Genomic DNA, 17,141 nt, shown 5'->3' on the forward strand with positions numbered 1-17,141 from the left:
TATTTGTTTAAATCATAAGCGGATAGGAATTTGCCTGTGCGTTTAAGGTATTGCAGGCTCAAGTCATTGATGTAGTTCCACACAAAATTAATCGAACCGCTTAGGCGGTTTAGTTGGTCGGTGTGTTTGTCGCGTATGCGTAACTTGAGGGTTTTCATGGGGTTATTTTAACAAGATTTGTAGTAAAGCACACGTAGTAAAACACACACGCTAAAAAAAATTCGTGTGTAATTTTAGTTCCCGTGTTGCCTTGTATCCACCGCCTAAAGTCGCAGGTTTACGGCAACGGAGGATAAAAAACGGTAACCCTGCTAAACGCGGCCAGCCTGCACGGCAGCAATGCGGTCTTTGATGGCTTGCACGGTCGCGTCGGGATGCTCTAACACAAACATATGCCCACCTTCACGCACGCTGTAATCAATACCAAGCATTGCCTTGAGGTCACGCGCTGCCCCCCGTTGGTAAAACACGCTGTCTTGCCCCACCAGCAAATACGCAGGCACGGCAGGCGGCTGGGTGGGTTTGAGCCAGTACAATGACGGGTTGGTACGATACACGGCCAACTCAACGGCCTTGGGAATGGTCAAGGTAACTTGCCCATCTGGTGTGTCAGTCAAACCATAGCGGATAAAATCGGCAAAACAGCGCTCATCAAAATGGCGATACAACGCTTTGGGGCGCAGACTTGCCGCGGCGGCGGCGCGTGATTCCCACACATCGCGGCGGCGGCTGGTTGCCCCTGCAGGTGTCAATTTATCAAGCAGCTTGGGGCTGTTGCGCTTTGCCCAATGCACCAACATGGCGTAACGCCCCGTCAGCAGCGGCGGCTCAAGACAAATCACTTGGCTAAACAACGCTGGTGCGCGATACGCCGCTTGCAGGGTACACAGCGAACCCAGCGAATGCCCAAGCCCGATGGCCGTGCTTTGTCCGCGCTCAGCAAGTGCGCGTTGGACGCTATCCACCACTTGCTCGGTCAAGCTGCGCCAGTGGTTGTCCACAGGATAGGCAGGGTTAGTGCCCAATTCGGGTACAAACGCAATGTCAAAATCCGCGCTAAGCTGCTCAAACAAATAGCGATACACCTTTGACGGAAAACCATTGGCATGGGCAAAGTGCAATAACGGCTTTTGCATGCTAACGTCCTTTTTACCTAATTTTGACGATTATTTTTTCTAATAAATTTATCAAATTTTTAGGCTTATTTAAGCTGTAAGCGTTGCGGCTCGGCAGATGTCACCGCATCGGCTTGGCTTGCGCCCATGCGGTCGGCTAACCGCTCGCCCATGCCATAGCCAACTTGGCTTGCCAGCTTGCCAAATACGCGCTTGACGGGGTCTTCTGGGTTGTAGGTCACCTGTGTGTCAAGTTTGAGCGCGCGCTCAAGGCTGTCAATACTGCCTGCTTTGTCCGCCAAGCCAAGTTTAATCGCCTGCTCACCGCTCCAAAACAGCCCCGAAAATAACTGATTACTCTCAGGGTCTTTGAGGCGATTGCCGCGCCCTTGCTTGACAGCGTTGATAAAGTGCTGGTGGGTGTTATCAAGCACGCTTTGCACATGCGCGCGTTCAAAATCGGTCAAATCGCGGCTGATGCTCAAGATATCTTTGTGCGCACCTGAGGTCATCGTGCTGTCTTTGACACCGTATTTGTCCATCAAGCCGCGCACGTTGTAGCTGGGCAAAATCACACCGATTGAGCCGACAAGGCTAGACGGATTGACCCAAATTTCATCCGCACCTGAGGCGATATAATACGCGCCCGACGCGCCCATGTCCTCGATGACGGCATACAGTTTTTTGTCAGGATGGGCTTTACGCAGCTCGGTCATGGTTTGCCAAATTTCATCGGACTGCACAGGTGAGCCGCCTGGCGAGTTGATGCGCAGGGCGACGGCTTTGGCGTTGTCGTTGTCAAACGCGTCTTGTAATGCCTCGTTGATGTCATGGCTATTGGCAGGGTTTTCATCGCTAATCGCGCCTTTGACATCAATCACTGCCAAGTGCGGCATTGCCATATCAGCATCGGCAAAACTGGTGTCGCCAATGCTGCTGCACGCACGCGCCATCAGCAGGGTGAACAGCAGCACATAGCCCAAAGTCAATAGCCGAAAAAAAATCCGCCAACGACGGGCGCGGCGTTGCTCTTCCACACTTGCCAGTAAGGTTTTTTCAAGTAGCTGCCACTCTTGCCCAGCATACGGCACAGGCTGCCCATACACAGGGTTGGTGGGCTGTGGGGCTTGTGGCGGCACAGGGCGGTTGGGATCGGGTGGCCAGTTATCTGACATACAATTTCCTTACGGCAAGTGCGTATGAACGCAAATCTTGCTTAAATATTGCTAAAAATTTACTAATGTGTTAATCAATCGCCTGCGCCCAGTCACTGACTGCGCAAGGCCGTGTCAAGGCTTAATGATAGGCGTAAATGGCTGAAAAAACAATGACAATTCTTTATGAAGCGCGGATGATTCAAAAGTTATTGGGGGGTGCATGGGGTATCAGCTGATACGCCACCGCACCGACACGGTGGGCGCGTATTAGCTCTACGCGGTTATCAATCGGTGCGTCGGGGTCGGCTGTCGTATCCGTCGCACCCAGTGCCAACAACGCCGCCACGCTGCCCTCGCCCAACTGTTGGTAGTCATACGTTCCGCTGATGATATGCACCTGTTTGGGCTTAACTTGCGCCAGCCATGCGGTGCTTAGCGGCAACTGGTAGGGGGTAACCAACATATCCGCCGCCGTGATACGACACAGCGCTTGCGACATGGCAAGCGGCAAGCCATCGCGCCCTGCGGTTAGCAGAACATGATACGGCTTATCCTCGCCCAATTGCGCTTGTAGGGTGATAACACACGTTTGGCTGGCGGTGCGGTCGCGCAGGTTGAGCGGCACATGGGGCGGCAACTTAAGCGACCACCCCGTCACGGCGGCTAAATTTAAGGTCGCGCTTGGCCCTTGGTTATTGGGCTGATTGTGCCATGTTTGCCCAACTTGGCACGGTTTGGGCGTGATGGTGGGATAGGCCAGTTTTTCACCATCGGCATCGGTCAATGGCGTGAGCGCGTCCGCTCCTGCTTGCCAGTATTGCTGAATGGGCACGGTCTGGGCAAGCTGCTGTATGACGGTATTGGCAAGCGAACTTGGCGTTTGGCTGATTGCCCCCGTCAGACGGCGCACGCGGTAGGTTGCCAGTAGCGGATAAACGTCATTGGCCAACAGCTCGCTGGCTTTGGCGGCATTCGACAATGGCGAACGGGTGGGCGTTGTGGTTTTGGTAAAGATGTGCGGCTGTTTGGGCATTAAGTTTTGGTTATCGGCAATAATGAGCCACGCGTCCTGCCCTGCCACCAACAAGCTGACGCCAATTTTGGCATTTGGTAAAACCGCAAGCACGGGCGCGGCAGCGGTTTGCTCACGGTGCACCACCCCCACGACCAACAACAGCGCCAATAGCGGCACAATCAATAAACGCGGCAACAACCCACGCCCCAGCCACAGCCCAATCATCAGCGCGCACAGCAGCAGCTGACTGGGTGTCAGCGCTATAAACACTTGTTTGGCAAATCCATGCGCCAACAGCGCGTGCAGCACGGCATGAAACACGCCCAACAACCACGCAGCAACCGCCCACACTGCCCCACTAAGCCCTTGCCCAAACGGCAGCAACGACAGCACACCTGCCAGCATATCCAGCGGCACAATCACCCCACCAAGCAGCGGCACGGCAAACAAATTGACCAAGACATCGATCACAGCGACTTTGCCAAAAAACCACACCACCACAGGCATCATCAGCACAAACAGCCAAAATTGTAAGCGCAAAAGCTGCCACAGCGCGCGCCCAATATCAGCCACCACCGCACCGAGGTGGACACCCTCACCATGCAGAGACGCAAAGGGCAGATCGCCGCGCGCAGGCTCACCCACGTGCTTGCTAAATTGCAGCAACAGCCCAACAGCAACAAATGACAGCCAAAACCCTGCCTGCCACACCGCTGTGGTATCCAGCCACAGCATGATAAGCCCAACCACCGCCAACACACGCAGCGCACGCGCCGTCACCAGCCATTGCGTTGCCAACGTCGCGCCAATCAGCATCAATAGTGTGCGCTGGGCAGGCAACTCAAACCCAACCAGCAGCGCGTAGCCACTGGCAACCAGCACGCTGACCCACAGCACCAGTAGCTGCGCAGGCACGCGGCACAGCACATTGGGCACGCATAAGCGCACAAATACCAATACCCACGTCGATAGCACACTTGCCAACAACAACACGTGCGGGCCTGAGATGGCCAGCAAGTGGCTGATGCCCGTCACTTGGTACAAGTTTTTGATGTCTGCCGTCAGTAGGCTCTTATCCCCCGTCAATAACCCCAGCAAAATCGCATAGCTATCTAGCATTTTTGCTTGCTGTGCGCTCGTGGTTTGTTGGACGAGTTTGGCGGTCAGATGGTGGTACAGGTGTTGGCGCAGCTGCCAGCGCATGCGCTCAACCTCACCGCGCCAAGTGGTGTTGGCATCGGTCTGATCAGGCTGACGGGGCAAAATCGCCAGTAATTGCGCCTTGGCCACGATATCACGCTGACGCAACCACAAGGCTTCATCAAAACCCAAATTTAGCGGCATGGCATTGGCGGGCAAATCTTGCCAGACACGCGGACGGATTGGCTGCAAGGCGAGTTTGACGCGCAGGGTTTGGTTGGGCGCTAGCGCGTTGAGCGACGCTTGCCATTCAGGATGCTTAATGATGTCAGCGGTGACCAACACGCGCATGGGCAGGCTAAAACCCAAATCATCCGTCGTGGTATGCACCTGTTGGTTAATTTGCCAGACTTGACGCGGATAGCCATTGCCAATGACAAAATCGGTGTGACCATCGGGAGCAGCTTGCGCGGATAACACGCCAAAATCGCTGATGGTATCGCTGATTTGCGGTGCGCTGATATCGGCAACGATGGTTAAAGGATCATCAAGCAGCCGCGCTTGATACGCCAGCGTTTGCGCCACGCCAAAGCTGGCACTTGCCAACAACGTCAGCACACCTGCCAACGCATACACCCCACCTTGTCCAAACAACGACCACCAACCGATGGTTTGTGCGGTGGATACGGCTTGCGACGGACTGGCTAAGCGACGGCATCGGGTGTGACGCTTGTACCAGCCATTTAGCAGTAGCAATACCGCCAAGCCGACCAAGCAGCTACCGCTTAACCATAACCACGCGCTTGCCAGCGTTGGCAAGGTGGCGGTTTGGCCAATTGCCTGCGCCAGCGCGTCCGCCGCCAAAAACCCAACCAAACTAGCCGCCACCAAGACCCACAGCATGGCACGCGTTCCTTTTTTATGTGATGACTGTTTTTATATTATGACAGTATCTTTGTGGTCATTTTAATTGTCTTTTTTTAAAAATCTTAATCTTTGTTGGATGGCGTATCAGGCTCGGGCGTTTGGTGCAAAGCCTTATCAAGTGCGGTGGGTGGGTTTGGCTCTGTACCTGCTTTGGCGCTCATTTCATCCATCATCATCGCAACACCGGGTTTGTCAAAAATGATTTGGTTGGCAGGCAGGGCATTTTTAATGCCAAAATCGTGCATGATTTCAGCAATATGCAAAATCATCTCGGTTTGTTTGGCATAAAACTCCATCAAGCTTGGCATATCCAAATAACAACGCACCTCGATGATATACGCATCTTGCTGGGTGGACACGATACGCGCTTGGTTCCACGTGTTGGTGGTTTCGGGCAAGCTTGTGATATAGTCTTGCACCGCGGCAATAAACTTGCGCAGCGGCTCAGCCTCACTGTCACGGATGGCATAAAAGCGTTGTTTAAAATGAAAAATATCGCGGCGGCTGAAGTTCTCAATACTCATGCCCGAAAGATTGCCGTTGGGCACGGTGACGATGGTGCGATCCATGGTTTGTACACGTGTGGAGCGAATGCCGATATCCACCACCGTGCCCTCTTGGTCGCCAAAACGGCAATAATCGCCCACATTGACAGGCTGGTCAGCAACCAACGACACGCTACCGACCAAGTTTTCAACCGTCTTTTGCGCACCCAGTGCCAACGCCACACCACCAATCCCAAGTGCGGCAATGCCTGTGGTCAAATCAAAGCCCAAGTTGCCCAAAATCACAATCGCGGTAATGATTAAGAACAATACCTTGACGACCTTACGCAGCAAGGTCAAAATCGATAGACGCTCGGGGTGGTGGTTGTTTTTGGCATATTTTTCAGCGCGTTTAAACACCAAATCACTGATACGCAGCACCAACCACGCCAGCGCGACCCACGACAAAATTTGCGCCAGTCGCTCAACAAAATTGCGCACCACCAAGCTAATGCCTGCGTACAACATCAGCTCTTGGATGATAATACCCGTCAGCACCGCCGCCAATGGCACGACCACACGGCGGTCTATGGGCAAGCGTGTTTCGTCGGTCACGCGGCGAAACGCAAAGCGCACGCACCAAAACGCAATCCAGCTTAACAGCAGCGAAACCAAATACGTGCCAATCAACAGCAAGACCACCGCCGCCACCTGCCCGATATTGACACCGCCAATTTCTTTGGCCAGCAATTCATCGGGGACATATTTTTCAACCAATGTGGGCTCGGTTTGTGTCGCTGCCGTGTCCAGTTGGCGCAGTGTCTGCTGAGAAATCAGCCACACTTGATGCCCGTCAGGCTGCTGCACACGCTCAACCAACAGATCAATTTTGTTGTCGCCGTTGCCAAGCTCACCCACCTTATCGACATTTGGCGCTAAGCGGTCATCCAAGTTGCCGCTTTGGTCATTGCTCATTTGCAATTCGTTGTACAGCCGTCCGCTGTTATCCAACGCGCGTTTGAGCGTGCGTACGGTGACGTACGGATTTTGGTTTTTGCCAATCGCCAAATAGCGGCTTGCCAGCGTGATATCGTCTTTGGCCAGCGCCTGCAAAAAGTTTTGCATGGTGCTGCGCGGTGTGTCACGCCCAAAGGTGTCTGCGGTGGCGGCAGGTGCGCTGGCGGCGGTATCGGCTTTGGCGGTGGTTGGCAACAAACCCACCACCGCGCCTAGCCCTGTGCTGGTGAGTAGCCCACAGGTGGCCAGCAACATCGCCGCAGCAAAACGCGTCACCTGCTGGGGTTTTGCGCCCAGTGCTTTAATTGCCTGTAACGCTGTCCATGGCGCGTGCATGGCACGGGTTGCCGTCGATGGTTGGGCGGGTGTCGTGTTTTTGTCCAAAATGCTTCACCTGTTTGACCTTGACTTTCTGCTCTGTATAACTTAACTTTTTGCTCTGGCTAAAAAGAGGCGATTCTTTCTACAAGACGCTCTGGGCTGACCGCAAGCCTTAGACCTTGGCAGCCACCTGTTTGGTACATCGTACCGCTAAGGCGCTTAGTGTGATATTTTAAGTTGGCGCGGCCGTTAGGACTGTCGTGTTTATTTAGCAGCGGTTTATTTCACAGCAAACATAAACCAACCTAAGTGTGTGTTTGGCATGTCTGACCCGTTAGATGATGACATACGCGCAGTGTCGCCTTAACCCAACGGTTTTTTGTCAGCCATTAAATACTGCAGAATGAGTATAGCGAAACTTATGATATTTGACAAATTTTTGTGCGCCAACGTGCTAAACCTGCGACTGTGGGCGCAGATTGAGGGCAACGCAGGAACTAAACAGGAGCGAAAATTACACACGAATTTTGCCTAGCGTGGTGTATTTTACTACAAACCTTGTTAAAATACCCCCATGACACCCTCAAGTTAGGCATTAAAGACAAGCCCACAGACCCACCGAGCCGCCTAAGCCGTTCGGTCAATACTGTGTGAAACGCCGTCAATAACTTGAACCTAAAACACCCCAAACGCAACGCGCCAAGTCAGTATATGATGCAGATTGGTTTACACTAAAACGCCAACTGTCCTACAAGTGCAGGCACACAGGTTGTCGTTACTTCATTTATTAGCTAAAAACTTGAGCGAAACCAAACCCTATGTTTATTTTACATCCACAGCTTGCCCAAGATACGTTTTTGGTCGGCGAATTTCCGCTATCAACCTGCCGTTTGATGAATGACTGCCAATTTCCGTGGTTGATTTTGGTGCCGCGTGTGGCAGGCGTTAAAGAATTGTACGAGCTATCGGCAAGTGACCAAGCCCAGTTTTTACGCGAATCTAGCTGGCTGTCAAGCCAACTTGCCAAGACGTTTTTGGCAGACAAAATGAACATCGCCGCCCTTGGCAACCAAGTGCCGCAGCTACATTTTCATCACATCGTGCGCTACCACAATGATATTGCGTGGCCAAATCCCGTTTGGGGCACGCCTGCTGTGCCGTACACGCCTGCCGTGCTAAGCCCCATGCAACAAACCTTGATGATGGCACTGCGCGGCCATCGTGAGATGCCGTTTGATTGGCAGATGTCGGTTTAAGCTTGTCAATCCCGTCTTATCATATCAATCAAGTATAACGCCAAGGCTATCTTAAACCTAACGCTTTGGCTGGTGTTGGCTGAACGGTGGTAAAACCTGCTATACTGTGGCAAATTTGTCCCCTTTTTGCCAAGCCATGACCGATCAGCCTGCCCTCTGCCTTGCGCCGAGCCTACCACCCCCCGATCCTGCCATTGTCCACCGCTGTGCGTGGTGCAACGATGACCCACTGTATCAGGCTTACCACGACCACGAGTGGGGCAAGCCTGTGTTTGATGACCAACACCTGTTTGCCATGCTGTGCCTTGAGGGTATGCAAGCAGGGCTAAGCTGGCTGACTGTGCTCAAAAAACGCGCCGATTTTTATGCCGCGTTTGATGGTTTTGACCCGATTAAAATCGCCCTGTACGATGACGCTAAACTTCATGCACTGCTCCAAAATCCGCGCTTAATTCGCAATCGGCGCAAGCTACTGGCGATTATCAACAATGCGCGCGCGTATTTGCGTATCAGCGAACGGCAAGCATTTGGTGACTACCTCTGGGCAATGTCGCCCAACGGTCTGGCGTATGCGCCGCAAATCAACCACTTTGCTAGCCAAGCTGACGTACCAACGCGCAGTTTAGTTGCCGAAGCCATGGCCGAGCAGCTTAAGCAAGACGGCTTTGCATTTGTTGGCGCGACGATTTGCTATGCGCTGATGGAAGCGGTGGGCATGGTGGATAACCACACGTTAGATTGCGATCTAGGACATGCAAGCATTAAGCCGATCTCAATTTAAACAATCGGGCGTTTGCGATAAAACAACGCGGTGGGCAATGACAGCCCAAACACCAACGCTGAGGTCACAAAAATCGCATTGGTGGCGTAATTGAGCATTTGCTCAAACAACGCGCGGTTATAGCCATAATAGCCAAGCTCAACGAAGCTAATCATCGCCTTGTACGCCGTCACCCCTGGCATCATGCACAATAGCGCAGGCACCAGCACGGCTTTGGGCGTAATCATAAACCGCCTTGCCAAAAACACCGCCAAAAACGACGTGACCGCTGAGGCAACAAACGTTGCTGAGATGATGTTGTAATCCAAAATTTTCATGGTTTGGCGCACGCTAAAACCCAATGCCGTAATCAACAAACATTGCCACAAATGGCGTGAGGACACATTGGTCATCAAGCTCCAGCCCAGCGTCATCAGCATCGCCAAAATCGCCGCCCGAATCACCTCAAAGACTTGATCCGCCGTCATGTTGGTATTCCCCATTGGTCAATGCGCAGCAGCAGCAACGCGCACAAAATCCCGATACACGTCGAGAGCGTCATCACCAGCACAAACGCCAATCGCCCGACCCCCATCGCCATATACCCCTTGAGCATATCTGAAAACGAATTGATCAGCGGAAAACTTGGCAGCAATAGCAGCACACTTGAGGCAATCGCAATATGCGGATCATTGCCTGTGTGAGTTGCCAATGCAATACTACCCAAAATCGACGCGATAAACGCGGTAATCAGCGCAGCGACAAACGTATTAAAATGGTGCTGAGTCAGCCACTTACGCACCGTCAAACCGCACGTCCCTGCCACCCACGTCACCGCAACCACGCCCAAATCACCGCCTGCCAAATACGCAAAACACGCACACGCCACACCGACCATCGGCGCGACCACCCACGTTGGGTACGTCTCACGGTCAATGGCATCAAAACGTTCAACAGCATGCTCAAGCGTACTGGTTCGTGGCATGGCTTCTAAATCCAGCACAATACGCTGGATCTGCACCACCACGTGCAAATTGATATTTTGTGAAGTTGAAGCGCGTAGCGTTGTGATACAGCGATTGCTATAAATCGTCGTCACCGTGATGCTATTAAACACCAGCCCACACTCCACACTGCCCACGCCCAGTGCGTGCCCAAGCCGCCGACACAAATCCACCACCACCGCCGACTCAGCACCATGCTGCATCAGCAACAGCCCACAGCGCACACACAGACGGGTGATTTTTTGCTGATCTTCATAAGCGATATACGGCAGCGCGCGGCGTTTTTGCGCCTCATCGGCAGATACAGCAGGCGGTTGGACAGGGGCAGAATTGGGCATAATTTACAACAGCAAGATCAAAAATGGGTCTGCAAACATGCAGGCAGTTTTTATAAGTGAAATTTTGCCCGATACCGCCCTTATATTCAATAGCTGACTAACCTAAGCGGACGAAAATTTACGCCAAAGACCCACGAACGTGCTACAATAACGCAAATCTTCTTGATTAAATCTTAATAAAGGGAATCCTATGATGCCAAACCGCACCGCATTTGCCGCCCAAATCCGCCCCGAACACATCGAGCAAATCAAAGCCGATGGCTTTAAAACTGTTATCAACAATCGTCCCGATGGCGAAGAACCCAATCAACCAACCAATGCCGACATCGAACAGGCCGCACGCGCTGCTGGTTTGGCATATTATCATCAGCCCGTTGTCGCAAGCCAAATCAATGCCGACGACGCGCATACTTTTGCCGATATCTTTAACGCTGCCGAAAAACCCGTATTGATGTTTTGCCGCACAGGCAACCGCTGCCAAGTGTTGTATAGCCAAGCTGAGCATTTAGACTTGCTTGACTAACACTAACAGCTAACGGCTCACATCACCATCATGCGCCAGTCACCCATCACGCTGTGGATTGATGCCGATGCTTGCCCCGTGGTGGTGCGCAAACTGGTGCTCAAGCAGGCCGAGCGCACCGCCACCTCAACCATATTTGTCGCCAACCATGCGCTGCCATTGCCACGTCTGCCGATGGTGCAGCAAGTCACCGTGACAGCAGGTTTTGATCAAGCCGATGACTACATTGCCGCCCATGTGTCCACAGGTGATATCGTCGTGACGGCTGATATCGTACTAGCCGATACTGTCATTAGCCAAGGTGCGCGCGTGGTAACCCCTCACGGCAAAATATATGACGCAAGCAACATCAAGCCTGCCCTCAACGCGCGTGACTTGATGGACACCTTGCGCGGTACAGGCGTGCTTGGTGGTGGGCAAAAAACCAATGGCCGCAATGCCCAACCACAGCAAGCCGCCTACAACAATCAGCACAAACAAGCCTTTGCCAATGTGCTCAATGCGTGGTTAAATGCCGCCAAATCCACCCATTAGCCCTTAATTTTAGATTATCAGCCCAGCAAATCATGCTCAACCCAATTACCGCTATCTGCACATTGTATGGTTTGTCTGATGCCCAAGCAAATGGCATGGACACTGCCAGCATAGAGCAAGCCGAAGCCTCACTAGCGATCCGCCTGCCTGCGCTGTTGTTTCATTATTACCGTGAATTGGGCAATACCGCGTTTAACCGTGCGTATCATCGTTTGGTATTGCCGCATGCCATGCTTGGCGAGTATATTATCATCGCCCATGCTGCCGACGGCGACGCGGTTTGGGGTATTGCCAAAAATGCCCTAGCCCAACATAACCCCATGGTGCGCGTGAGTCGCAATTTTGACGCGGTCAATCAAGCCGAGGTGCATTGGTTTGACGAATTGCCGCTAGCAGCGTTTTTACTGGCACAGGCGATCACCAATGGCGTGCACTGTGGCTTGGCACAGCGACGCGAGGTGTATGATTTTACAGGCGATATTTTGCCGCGTGATTTGCTGGCTTTGCTGGCACGATGGGGTGATGAAATCGAGGAATTGCGCCAGCCACATGAGCGTTTTTTTCAGCGTAATCATTTTAGCGTGGTGGCGTTGGTTAGCCTTGCTGAAGACGCTACACCAACCGCACTGTGGTTAGGCAGTCAAGACGCGGATGCATTGGCGGCATGGCAAGCTGATTGGTTGGACTAATGTTGGCTTAACGCCAAGCTAGCCAAACGCTAGTTTTGGTTAAATTTAACCAAATTTAATGGCGTTGATTCAAAGACGTTATGTAAAAATAGTTCAAAATCAAGCATTTATGATTTAAACCATGTTTTACCAAAATTAAATACCACCACACCTGCCAACATCAGCGCAAGCCCTGCATACTTTGTCCAATGTAGCGGCTGCACAGGCAAGCCGATCAGCCCAAAGCTGTCCAAAATCATACCCATACCAAGCTGACCGATAATCAGCAAAAATACCATCGCGGTCACGCCGATTTTAGGTGCCAAAAAAATCGACACAAACACAAAAAATGCGCCCAGCACACCGCCCAAAAATTTCCAGCTGTCACCAAGACCCATTTGCCCAAAGCCTGCCTGCGCGGCATGCCAATCTGCCACCAACAGCCCAACCAACCCAAGCGTCAGCGCACCCACGCTAAACGATACCAAGGCTGCCATCAGCGGCTGTGCGCCCAAAGTCGCGCCCAAGCGCGCATTAATCGCAGCTTGCACAGGAATACCCAGCCCCGCCAGCAAGCCCAACAACCAATAACCCCAATTCATATTTTACAAACTACTTTTATCTATCAGCTCCAGACTTGCCAGAAACCCAAATAAAACCCGTTAAATTTTTGCACTCAGCCAAAACTTAACTTTAAAATATCACGCACGGTCAATCGGCAAGGCGATAACCTCGCGGATATCGCTTGCCCCCACTTTGACCATCAACAGCCGATCAAGCCCCAACGCAATGCCACTACACGGCGGCAAAGCATCACACGCCGCCAATAAGTTTTCATCGATCGGCATCACAACTAAACCGCGACGCGCACGCTCGGCGTTGTCTTGCTCAAATCGCGCTCGCAGTGCTTGCCCATCTGCCAGTTCATCATAGGCGTTGGCAATCTCTAAGCCGTTGATATACAGCTCAAAGCGTTTTGCCACAGGGTAGCCATCGGCATCGATGGCACTTTTTGCCAAAGCCGCCGTCGCCAGCGGATAATCATACAACAAAGTCGGCAACTCTTGCCCCAAGTTTGGCTCAACCAAATGACTAAACAGCACATCCAGCCAGCCTTGTTGATCGTCGCCCATCTCAACATGAATGCCATGATCTTTGGCAATCGCCCGTAGCGTCGCACAGCTTGCACCAAATGGATGGATTTTAACATAATCCATGAACGCATCGGCATAGCGATAATGGTCAAACACCACCGCATAGCCTAACACCTCACTGACCAATGCTTGCAACTCTTGCGCCAGCGCATCAAGCGACAGATACGGGCGGTACCACTCAAGCATGCAAAATTCAATATTGTGCCGCGTGCCAACCTCATTGTCACGAAACACGGGGCAGACCTGAAACATCGGCACTTGCCAGGCCGCAAGCAACCGCTTCATGGCAAATTCAGGCGAGGTATGCAGATAGTACGTGCGCGGCTGGTCTTGTACACACACGTTCGCCGATACCGATTGCAAAAACACATCGGTATTGCCTGCTTGCGACAACAGCGGTGTTTGCACCTCAAGCACATCACGCGTGGCAAAAAACTGGCGAATTTGCGCCAGCATGGCAGCACGCGCTTGTGCCACCAAAAGGCGACTGGTTGGCTGATAACTCATAAAAAAACGTTAAATATCCATGACATACGCTTGCCATTCACGGCGTAGCGGATAGTTTTTGCGCAGCGCGTCAAAGTCTTTGGCCTCAATCGCGCCCTTAGCATTGGTAACCGCACGCAAGCGTTGGTCATCAGCGCGAATATCATACAACAGCGGCAAGCGCGTCAAAAATTGCTGACGCTCATGCTCGGTGAAGGGATTGTGCAGCGCCTGAAACAGCGGCGGCTGCTCAGGCAAAAACGCACGAAAATCCACCGTCGGTGCTACTTTTAGCCGCTGGCACAACGCCTGATACACCATTTGCGTGCCGCGCAGCTTACCCTCAAGCGTATAACCTGCAATGTGGGGCGTGACAATACTCGCGCAGCGCAGCAGCTCGGCATCAAGATTGGGCTCATGCTCAAACACATCAAGCACCGTGACATTTGGCGCGGCGACGATGTTATCGCGCCCAAGCACACCGCCGCGTGAGGTGTTAATCACAATCGCGGTATCAGACAGTTGCTGCCAACGCTCGTGGGTCATCAAATACTCGTGATGGGTGGGAAATGAGCTTTGGTTTGGATAGGTCAAAGGCACATGAAAACTGATGACGTTGCTTTCGCTTAGCACCGTATTGAGCTTAGAATTATTGACCACCGACGGCGGCTTGAGCGGGTCATAGCCGAGCACCTGCCAGCCAAAGCGAATCGCGTATTGCGCCAGCGTGTTGCCGATATTGCCCACGCCAATGATGCCAAGCGTAATCGGCTGAAACACATAATCAGGGCGCAAGGTGGCAATCGCCGCAATGACGTATTGCGCCACCGAGTGCTTGCTACAGCCTGCCGCGCTGGCAAACTCAATGCCGCGCCGCGACAGATAATCAACATCAACATGGTCAATGCCGATGGTCGCCGAGCCGACAAACTTGACGCTGGTACTATCCCCCAGCAGCGCACGATTAACCTTGGTTACCGAGCGCACCAACAACACATCGGGGGCAAAATCCGCCAACACCGCCGCGTCAATCTCACGCCCTGCCATCGTGCGCAGCTCAACCGCGCGTCCCAACGTATGCTCGTTAAAAAAATCCGCAAGCCGCGCAATATTGGCATCTGCTAAGATTCGCATGAATGATTCTGCCCTGTTTTTGTGAAAGTGTTTGCTAAATATCGTCTCAATGATGCTCAATGCTTGGGTGTTGGTGGTTGCCGATGGCTTGCAGCGCGCTGGCAAATTGCTTACAAAGCGGCAAGTATTTTTTTGGCAATATTAACAATGTTTTAAAAAAAATGCTATCGCGTGTGGCGGATTTCCGCCTGCGTTTGAGGCTTACTTATACCACATTTTGGTGAAAAATGTACGAAAATTTGGCAAATTTTCACCAAAAATTTGTGCACAAATCGTGGCTAGCAGCACGCTTGCCTATCGCTAAATTGCCACGTAAAGGCAAAACTGTGCTATTTTGTTAAAAAATGTTTAGCCATTTTGCGCTAAATATGCAAAAATACGCCGCAACTTAACGCAGGCGGCATACAGGCGCGCTTGTCGTTGTTTCAATTCAGTTTTTTGAAGGGCTGACGATGGAATTTACGGTAAATGGTTATTTTACGTTGATTTTAGCAACGCTGGTGCTGCTGCTGGGCCGTTTTTTGGTCAAGCGTATCAAGTTTTTGGCGGATTTTAACATCCCTGAGCCTGTCGCAGGTGGCTTGGTTGCGGCGTTGATTATTTATTTGTTGAACTTGACGCTGGGCTATAGCTTTAATTTTGCCAGTGGTTTACAAACCGCGTTTATGTTGATGTTTTTTGCGTCAATTGGCTTGAGCGCGGATTTTACCCGTCTAAAATCAGGTGGTAAACCGTTGGTGGTGTTTTTGGTGGTGGTATCAACATTTATCATTTTGCAAGACTTGGTCGGTGTGATCTTGGCAAAAGTCGTTGGCTTGCCGCCGCTGTTAGGTTTGGTAGCAGGTTCGATTACCTTGACGGGTGGACACGGCACGGCAGGCGCGTGGGGTGCGGTGTTTGAGAACAAATACGGTGTGGCAGGCGCGACGACGCTGGGTATTGCGTGTGCAACTTATGGCTTGGTGGCAGGCGGCTTGATTGGTGGGCCGGTAGCAAAACGCTTGATTAAATCGCTACAACACGATGTCTTGCCTACCCCACAATACCAAACGGATGTGGAAAAACTTGCCGAACGCCAGTCGTTGTACCACACACAGCACGCAGCGCAAGTTGATGATAATAAAGAGATTTTTGAACGCCCCGACAGCATTCGCTTGATTACCGCGTCATCGACCATTGAGACGTTGGCATTGTTTGCAGGTGCGTTGGCGTTTGCCGATTTGATGACAACGGTGTCTAAAGGTACGTGGTTTGAATTGCCAACCTTTGTATGGGCGTTGGGCGGTGGTGTGGTCATCCGCAACGTGCTCACGTTGGGCTTTAACTTTGATATGTTTGACCGCGCGATTGATGTGTTTGGTAACGCGTCGTTGTCGCTGTTTTTGGCGATGGCGTTGTTGTCGCTCAAACTGTGGCAATTGACGGGCTTGGCGGTACCGATTTTGGTGATTTTGGTTGTACAGACCATCGTCATGTGGCTGTATGCCAACTTTGTCACCTTCCGCGTGATGGGCCGCAATTATGACTCGGCGGTGTTGGCGGCAGGGCATTGCGGCTTTGGTATGGGCGCGACCCCAACGGCAATTGCCAACATGCAAGCGATTACCGACCGCTACGGCCCTTCACCCAAAGCATTTTTGATTGTGCCGATGGTGGGTGCATTTTTTGTTGATTTGGTCAATGCCACGGTTTTGCAGATTTTTACTAAATTGCCGTTTGTTGCAGGCTAAACGGTTAGCCGTTTGGTTGCATGTGGGCAATAAAAAGCTGGCATCTTGTCAGCTTTTTTTATCATTCGTTGCCGTAAACCTGCGACTTCAGGCGGTGGATATAAGGCAATTGTTAAATGCGATGAGTTTTGCTATACTCATCTCACTATATTCAATGTCTTACATTCCACAGTTAAGTTAAGACTAAATTGCGAGTACGCAGTAACTTAACTGGTAAGACGTTTCCAAACACACACTTAAGCTAATTCGTGTCTATGACAATCCTAACGGTAGGATTAGCTTAAAATAAGAACCTAAGATGTACGGTGTGTCGTACGGGCGGTTGCCATTGTCTTAGGTTTGCGGTGGGGCTTCACCGTCTTGCAGAAGGAATCCCC

Annotated in this window: 15 protein-coding genes; 6 read left to right on the top strand and 9 right to left on the bottom strand. The window is 51.9% G+C overall.

All coding sequences use genetic code 11. The features are described 5' to 3' along the window. Nucleotides 1–311: 311 nt before the first annotated feature. The 4 genes from AC5L4R_RS09830 to AC5L4R_RS09845 all read right to left on the bottom strand — a co-directional run bounded on the left by AC5L4R_RS09830 (nt 312) and on the right by AC5L4R_RS09845 (nt 7,240). Nucleotides 312–1,136, bottom strand: a complete 825-nt coding sequence (locus AC5L4R_RS09830; protein ID WP_494473725.1) for an alpha/beta fold hydrolase — start codon at nt 1,134–1,136, stop codon at nt 312–314. 65 nt (nt 1,137–1,201) lie between these two features. Then, nucleotides 1,202–2,290 (bottom strand): signal peptide peptidase SppA, encoded by a 1,089-nt coding sequence (gene sppA, locus AC5L4R_RS09835; RefSeq protein WP_494473726.1) that lies wholly within the window; start codon nt 2,288–2,290, stop codon nt 1,202–1,204. Nucleotides 2,291–2,471: 181 nt separating this feature from the next. Beyond that, entirely contained in the window at nt 2,472–5,330 is a 2,859-nt protein-coding gene (locus AC5L4R_RS09840; RefSeq protein WP_494473727.1) for a ComEC/Rec2 family competence protein, read from the bottom strand. 86 nt (nt 5,331–5,416) lie between these two features. Next, nucleotides 5,417–7,240, bottom strand: a complete 1,824-nt coding sequence (locus AC5L4R_RS09845; RefSeq protein WP_494473728.1) for a mechanosensitive ion channel family protein — start codon at nt 7,238–7,240, stop codon at nt 5,417–5,419. Nucleotides 7,241–7,995: 755 nt separating this feature from the next. On the opposite strand from AC5L4R_RS09845, the gene AC5L4R_RS09850 reads away from it, so the two are divergent. Next, nucleotides 7,996–8,433: an HIT domain-containing protein gene (locus tag AC5L4R_RS09850; protein WP_494473729.1), complete on the top strand. Its 438-nt coding sequence runs from the start codon at nt 7,996–7,998 to the stop codon at nt 8,431–8,433. A gap of 136 nt (nt 8,434–8,569) precedes the next feature. After that, nucleotides 8,570–9,214 (top strand): DNA-3-methyladenine glycosylase I, encoded by a 645-nt coding sequence (locus AC5L4R_RS09855; protein WP_494473730.1) that lies wholly within the window; start codon nt 8,570–8,572, stop codon nt 9,212–9,214. Here the strand turns inward: AC5L4R_RS09855 and AC5L4R_RS09860 are convergent. Together AC5L4R_RS09860 and AC5L4R_RS09865 are read right to left on the bottom strand one after the other, a co-directional pair. Continuing rightward, entirely contained in the window at nt 9,211–9,681 is a 471-nt protein-coding gene (locus AC5L4R_RS09860) for a threonine/serine exporter family protein (protein WP_067056103.1), read from the bottom strand. The genes AC5L4R_RS09855 and AC5L4R_RS09860 overlap by 4 nt on opposite strands. After that, the gene (locus tag AC5L4R_RS09865) at nt 9,678–10,535 is read right to left on the bottom strand and encodes a threonine/serine exporter family protein (protein WP_395144914.1); all 858 of its coding nucleotides are present in this window, start codon (nt 10,533–10,535) and stop codon (nt 9,678–9,680) included. The genes AC5L4R_RS09860 and AC5L4R_RS09865 overlap by 4 nt, the downstream gene beginning before the upstream one ends. 193 nt (nt 10,536–10,728) lie before the next feature. Between AC5L4R_RS09865 and AC5L4R_RS09870 the strand changes: the two genes are divergently transcribed. Genes AC5L4R_RS09870 through AC5L4R_RS09880 form a run of 3 tightly spaced genes read left to right on the top strand, consistent with a single transcriptional unit; the run spans nt 10,729 to nt 12,281 of the window. Next, a complete protein-coding gene (locus tag AC5L4R_RS09870) occupies nt 10,729–11,058 on the top strand; it encodes a protein tyrosine phosphatase family protein (protein ID WP_494473735.1) in 330 nt (109 codons plus the stop codon). 30 nt (nt 11,059–11,088) lie between these two features. Then, a complete protein-coding gene (locus tag AC5L4R_RS09875; RefSeq protein WP_083101668.1) occupies nt 11,089–11,592 on the top strand; it encodes a YaiI/YqxD family protein in 504 nt (167 codons plus the stop codon). A gap of 32 nt (nt 11,593–11,624) precedes the next feature. Then, a complete protein-coding gene (locus tag AC5L4R_RS09880) occupies nt 11,625–12,281 on the top strand; it encodes a hypothetical protein (RefSeq protein WP_494473731.1) in 657 nt (218 codons plus the stop codon). Between the two features lie 107 nt (nt 12,282–12,388). Here the strand turns inward: AC5L4R_RS09880 and AC5L4R_RS09885 are convergent, their stop codons facing one another. The 3 genes from AC5L4R_RS09885 to AC5L4R_RS09895 form a co-directional block, all read right to left on the bottom strand. Next, on the bottom strand, nt 12,389–12,862 hold the full coding sequence (locus AC5L4R_RS09885; RefSeq protein WP_494473732.1) for a DMT family transporter: 474 nt from the start codon (nt 12,860–12,862) through the stop codon (nt 12,389–12,391). A 99-nt stretch (nt 12,863–12,961) separates the two neighbouring features. Continuing rightward, on the bottom strand, nt 12,962–13,921 hold the full coding sequence (gene epmA, locus AC5L4R_RS09890; protein ID WP_494473733.1) for an EF-P lysine aminoacylase EpmA: 960 nt from the start codon (nt 13,919–13,921) through the stop codon (nt 12,962–12,964). 9 nt (nt 13,922–13,930) lie between these two features. After that, the gene (locus tag AC5L4R_RS09895) at nt 13,931–15,034 is read right to left on the bottom strand and encodes a 4-phosphoerythronate dehydrogenase (protein ID WP_494473736.1); all 1,104 of its coding nucleotides are present in this window, start codon (nt 15,032–15,034) and stop codon (nt 13,931–13,933) included. 452 nt (nt 15,035–15,486) lie between these two features. On the opposite strand from AC5L4R_RS09895, the gene gltS reads away from it, so the two are divergent. Further along, entirely contained in the window at nt 15,487–16,764 is a 1,278-nt protein-coding gene (gene gltS, locus AC5L4R_RS09900; protein ID WP_494473734.1) for a sodium/glutamate symporter, read from the top strand. Nucleotides 16,765–17,141 lie beyond the last annotated feature (377 nt).

It is taken from the genome of Faucicola sp. SE7633, assembly GCF_059264685.1.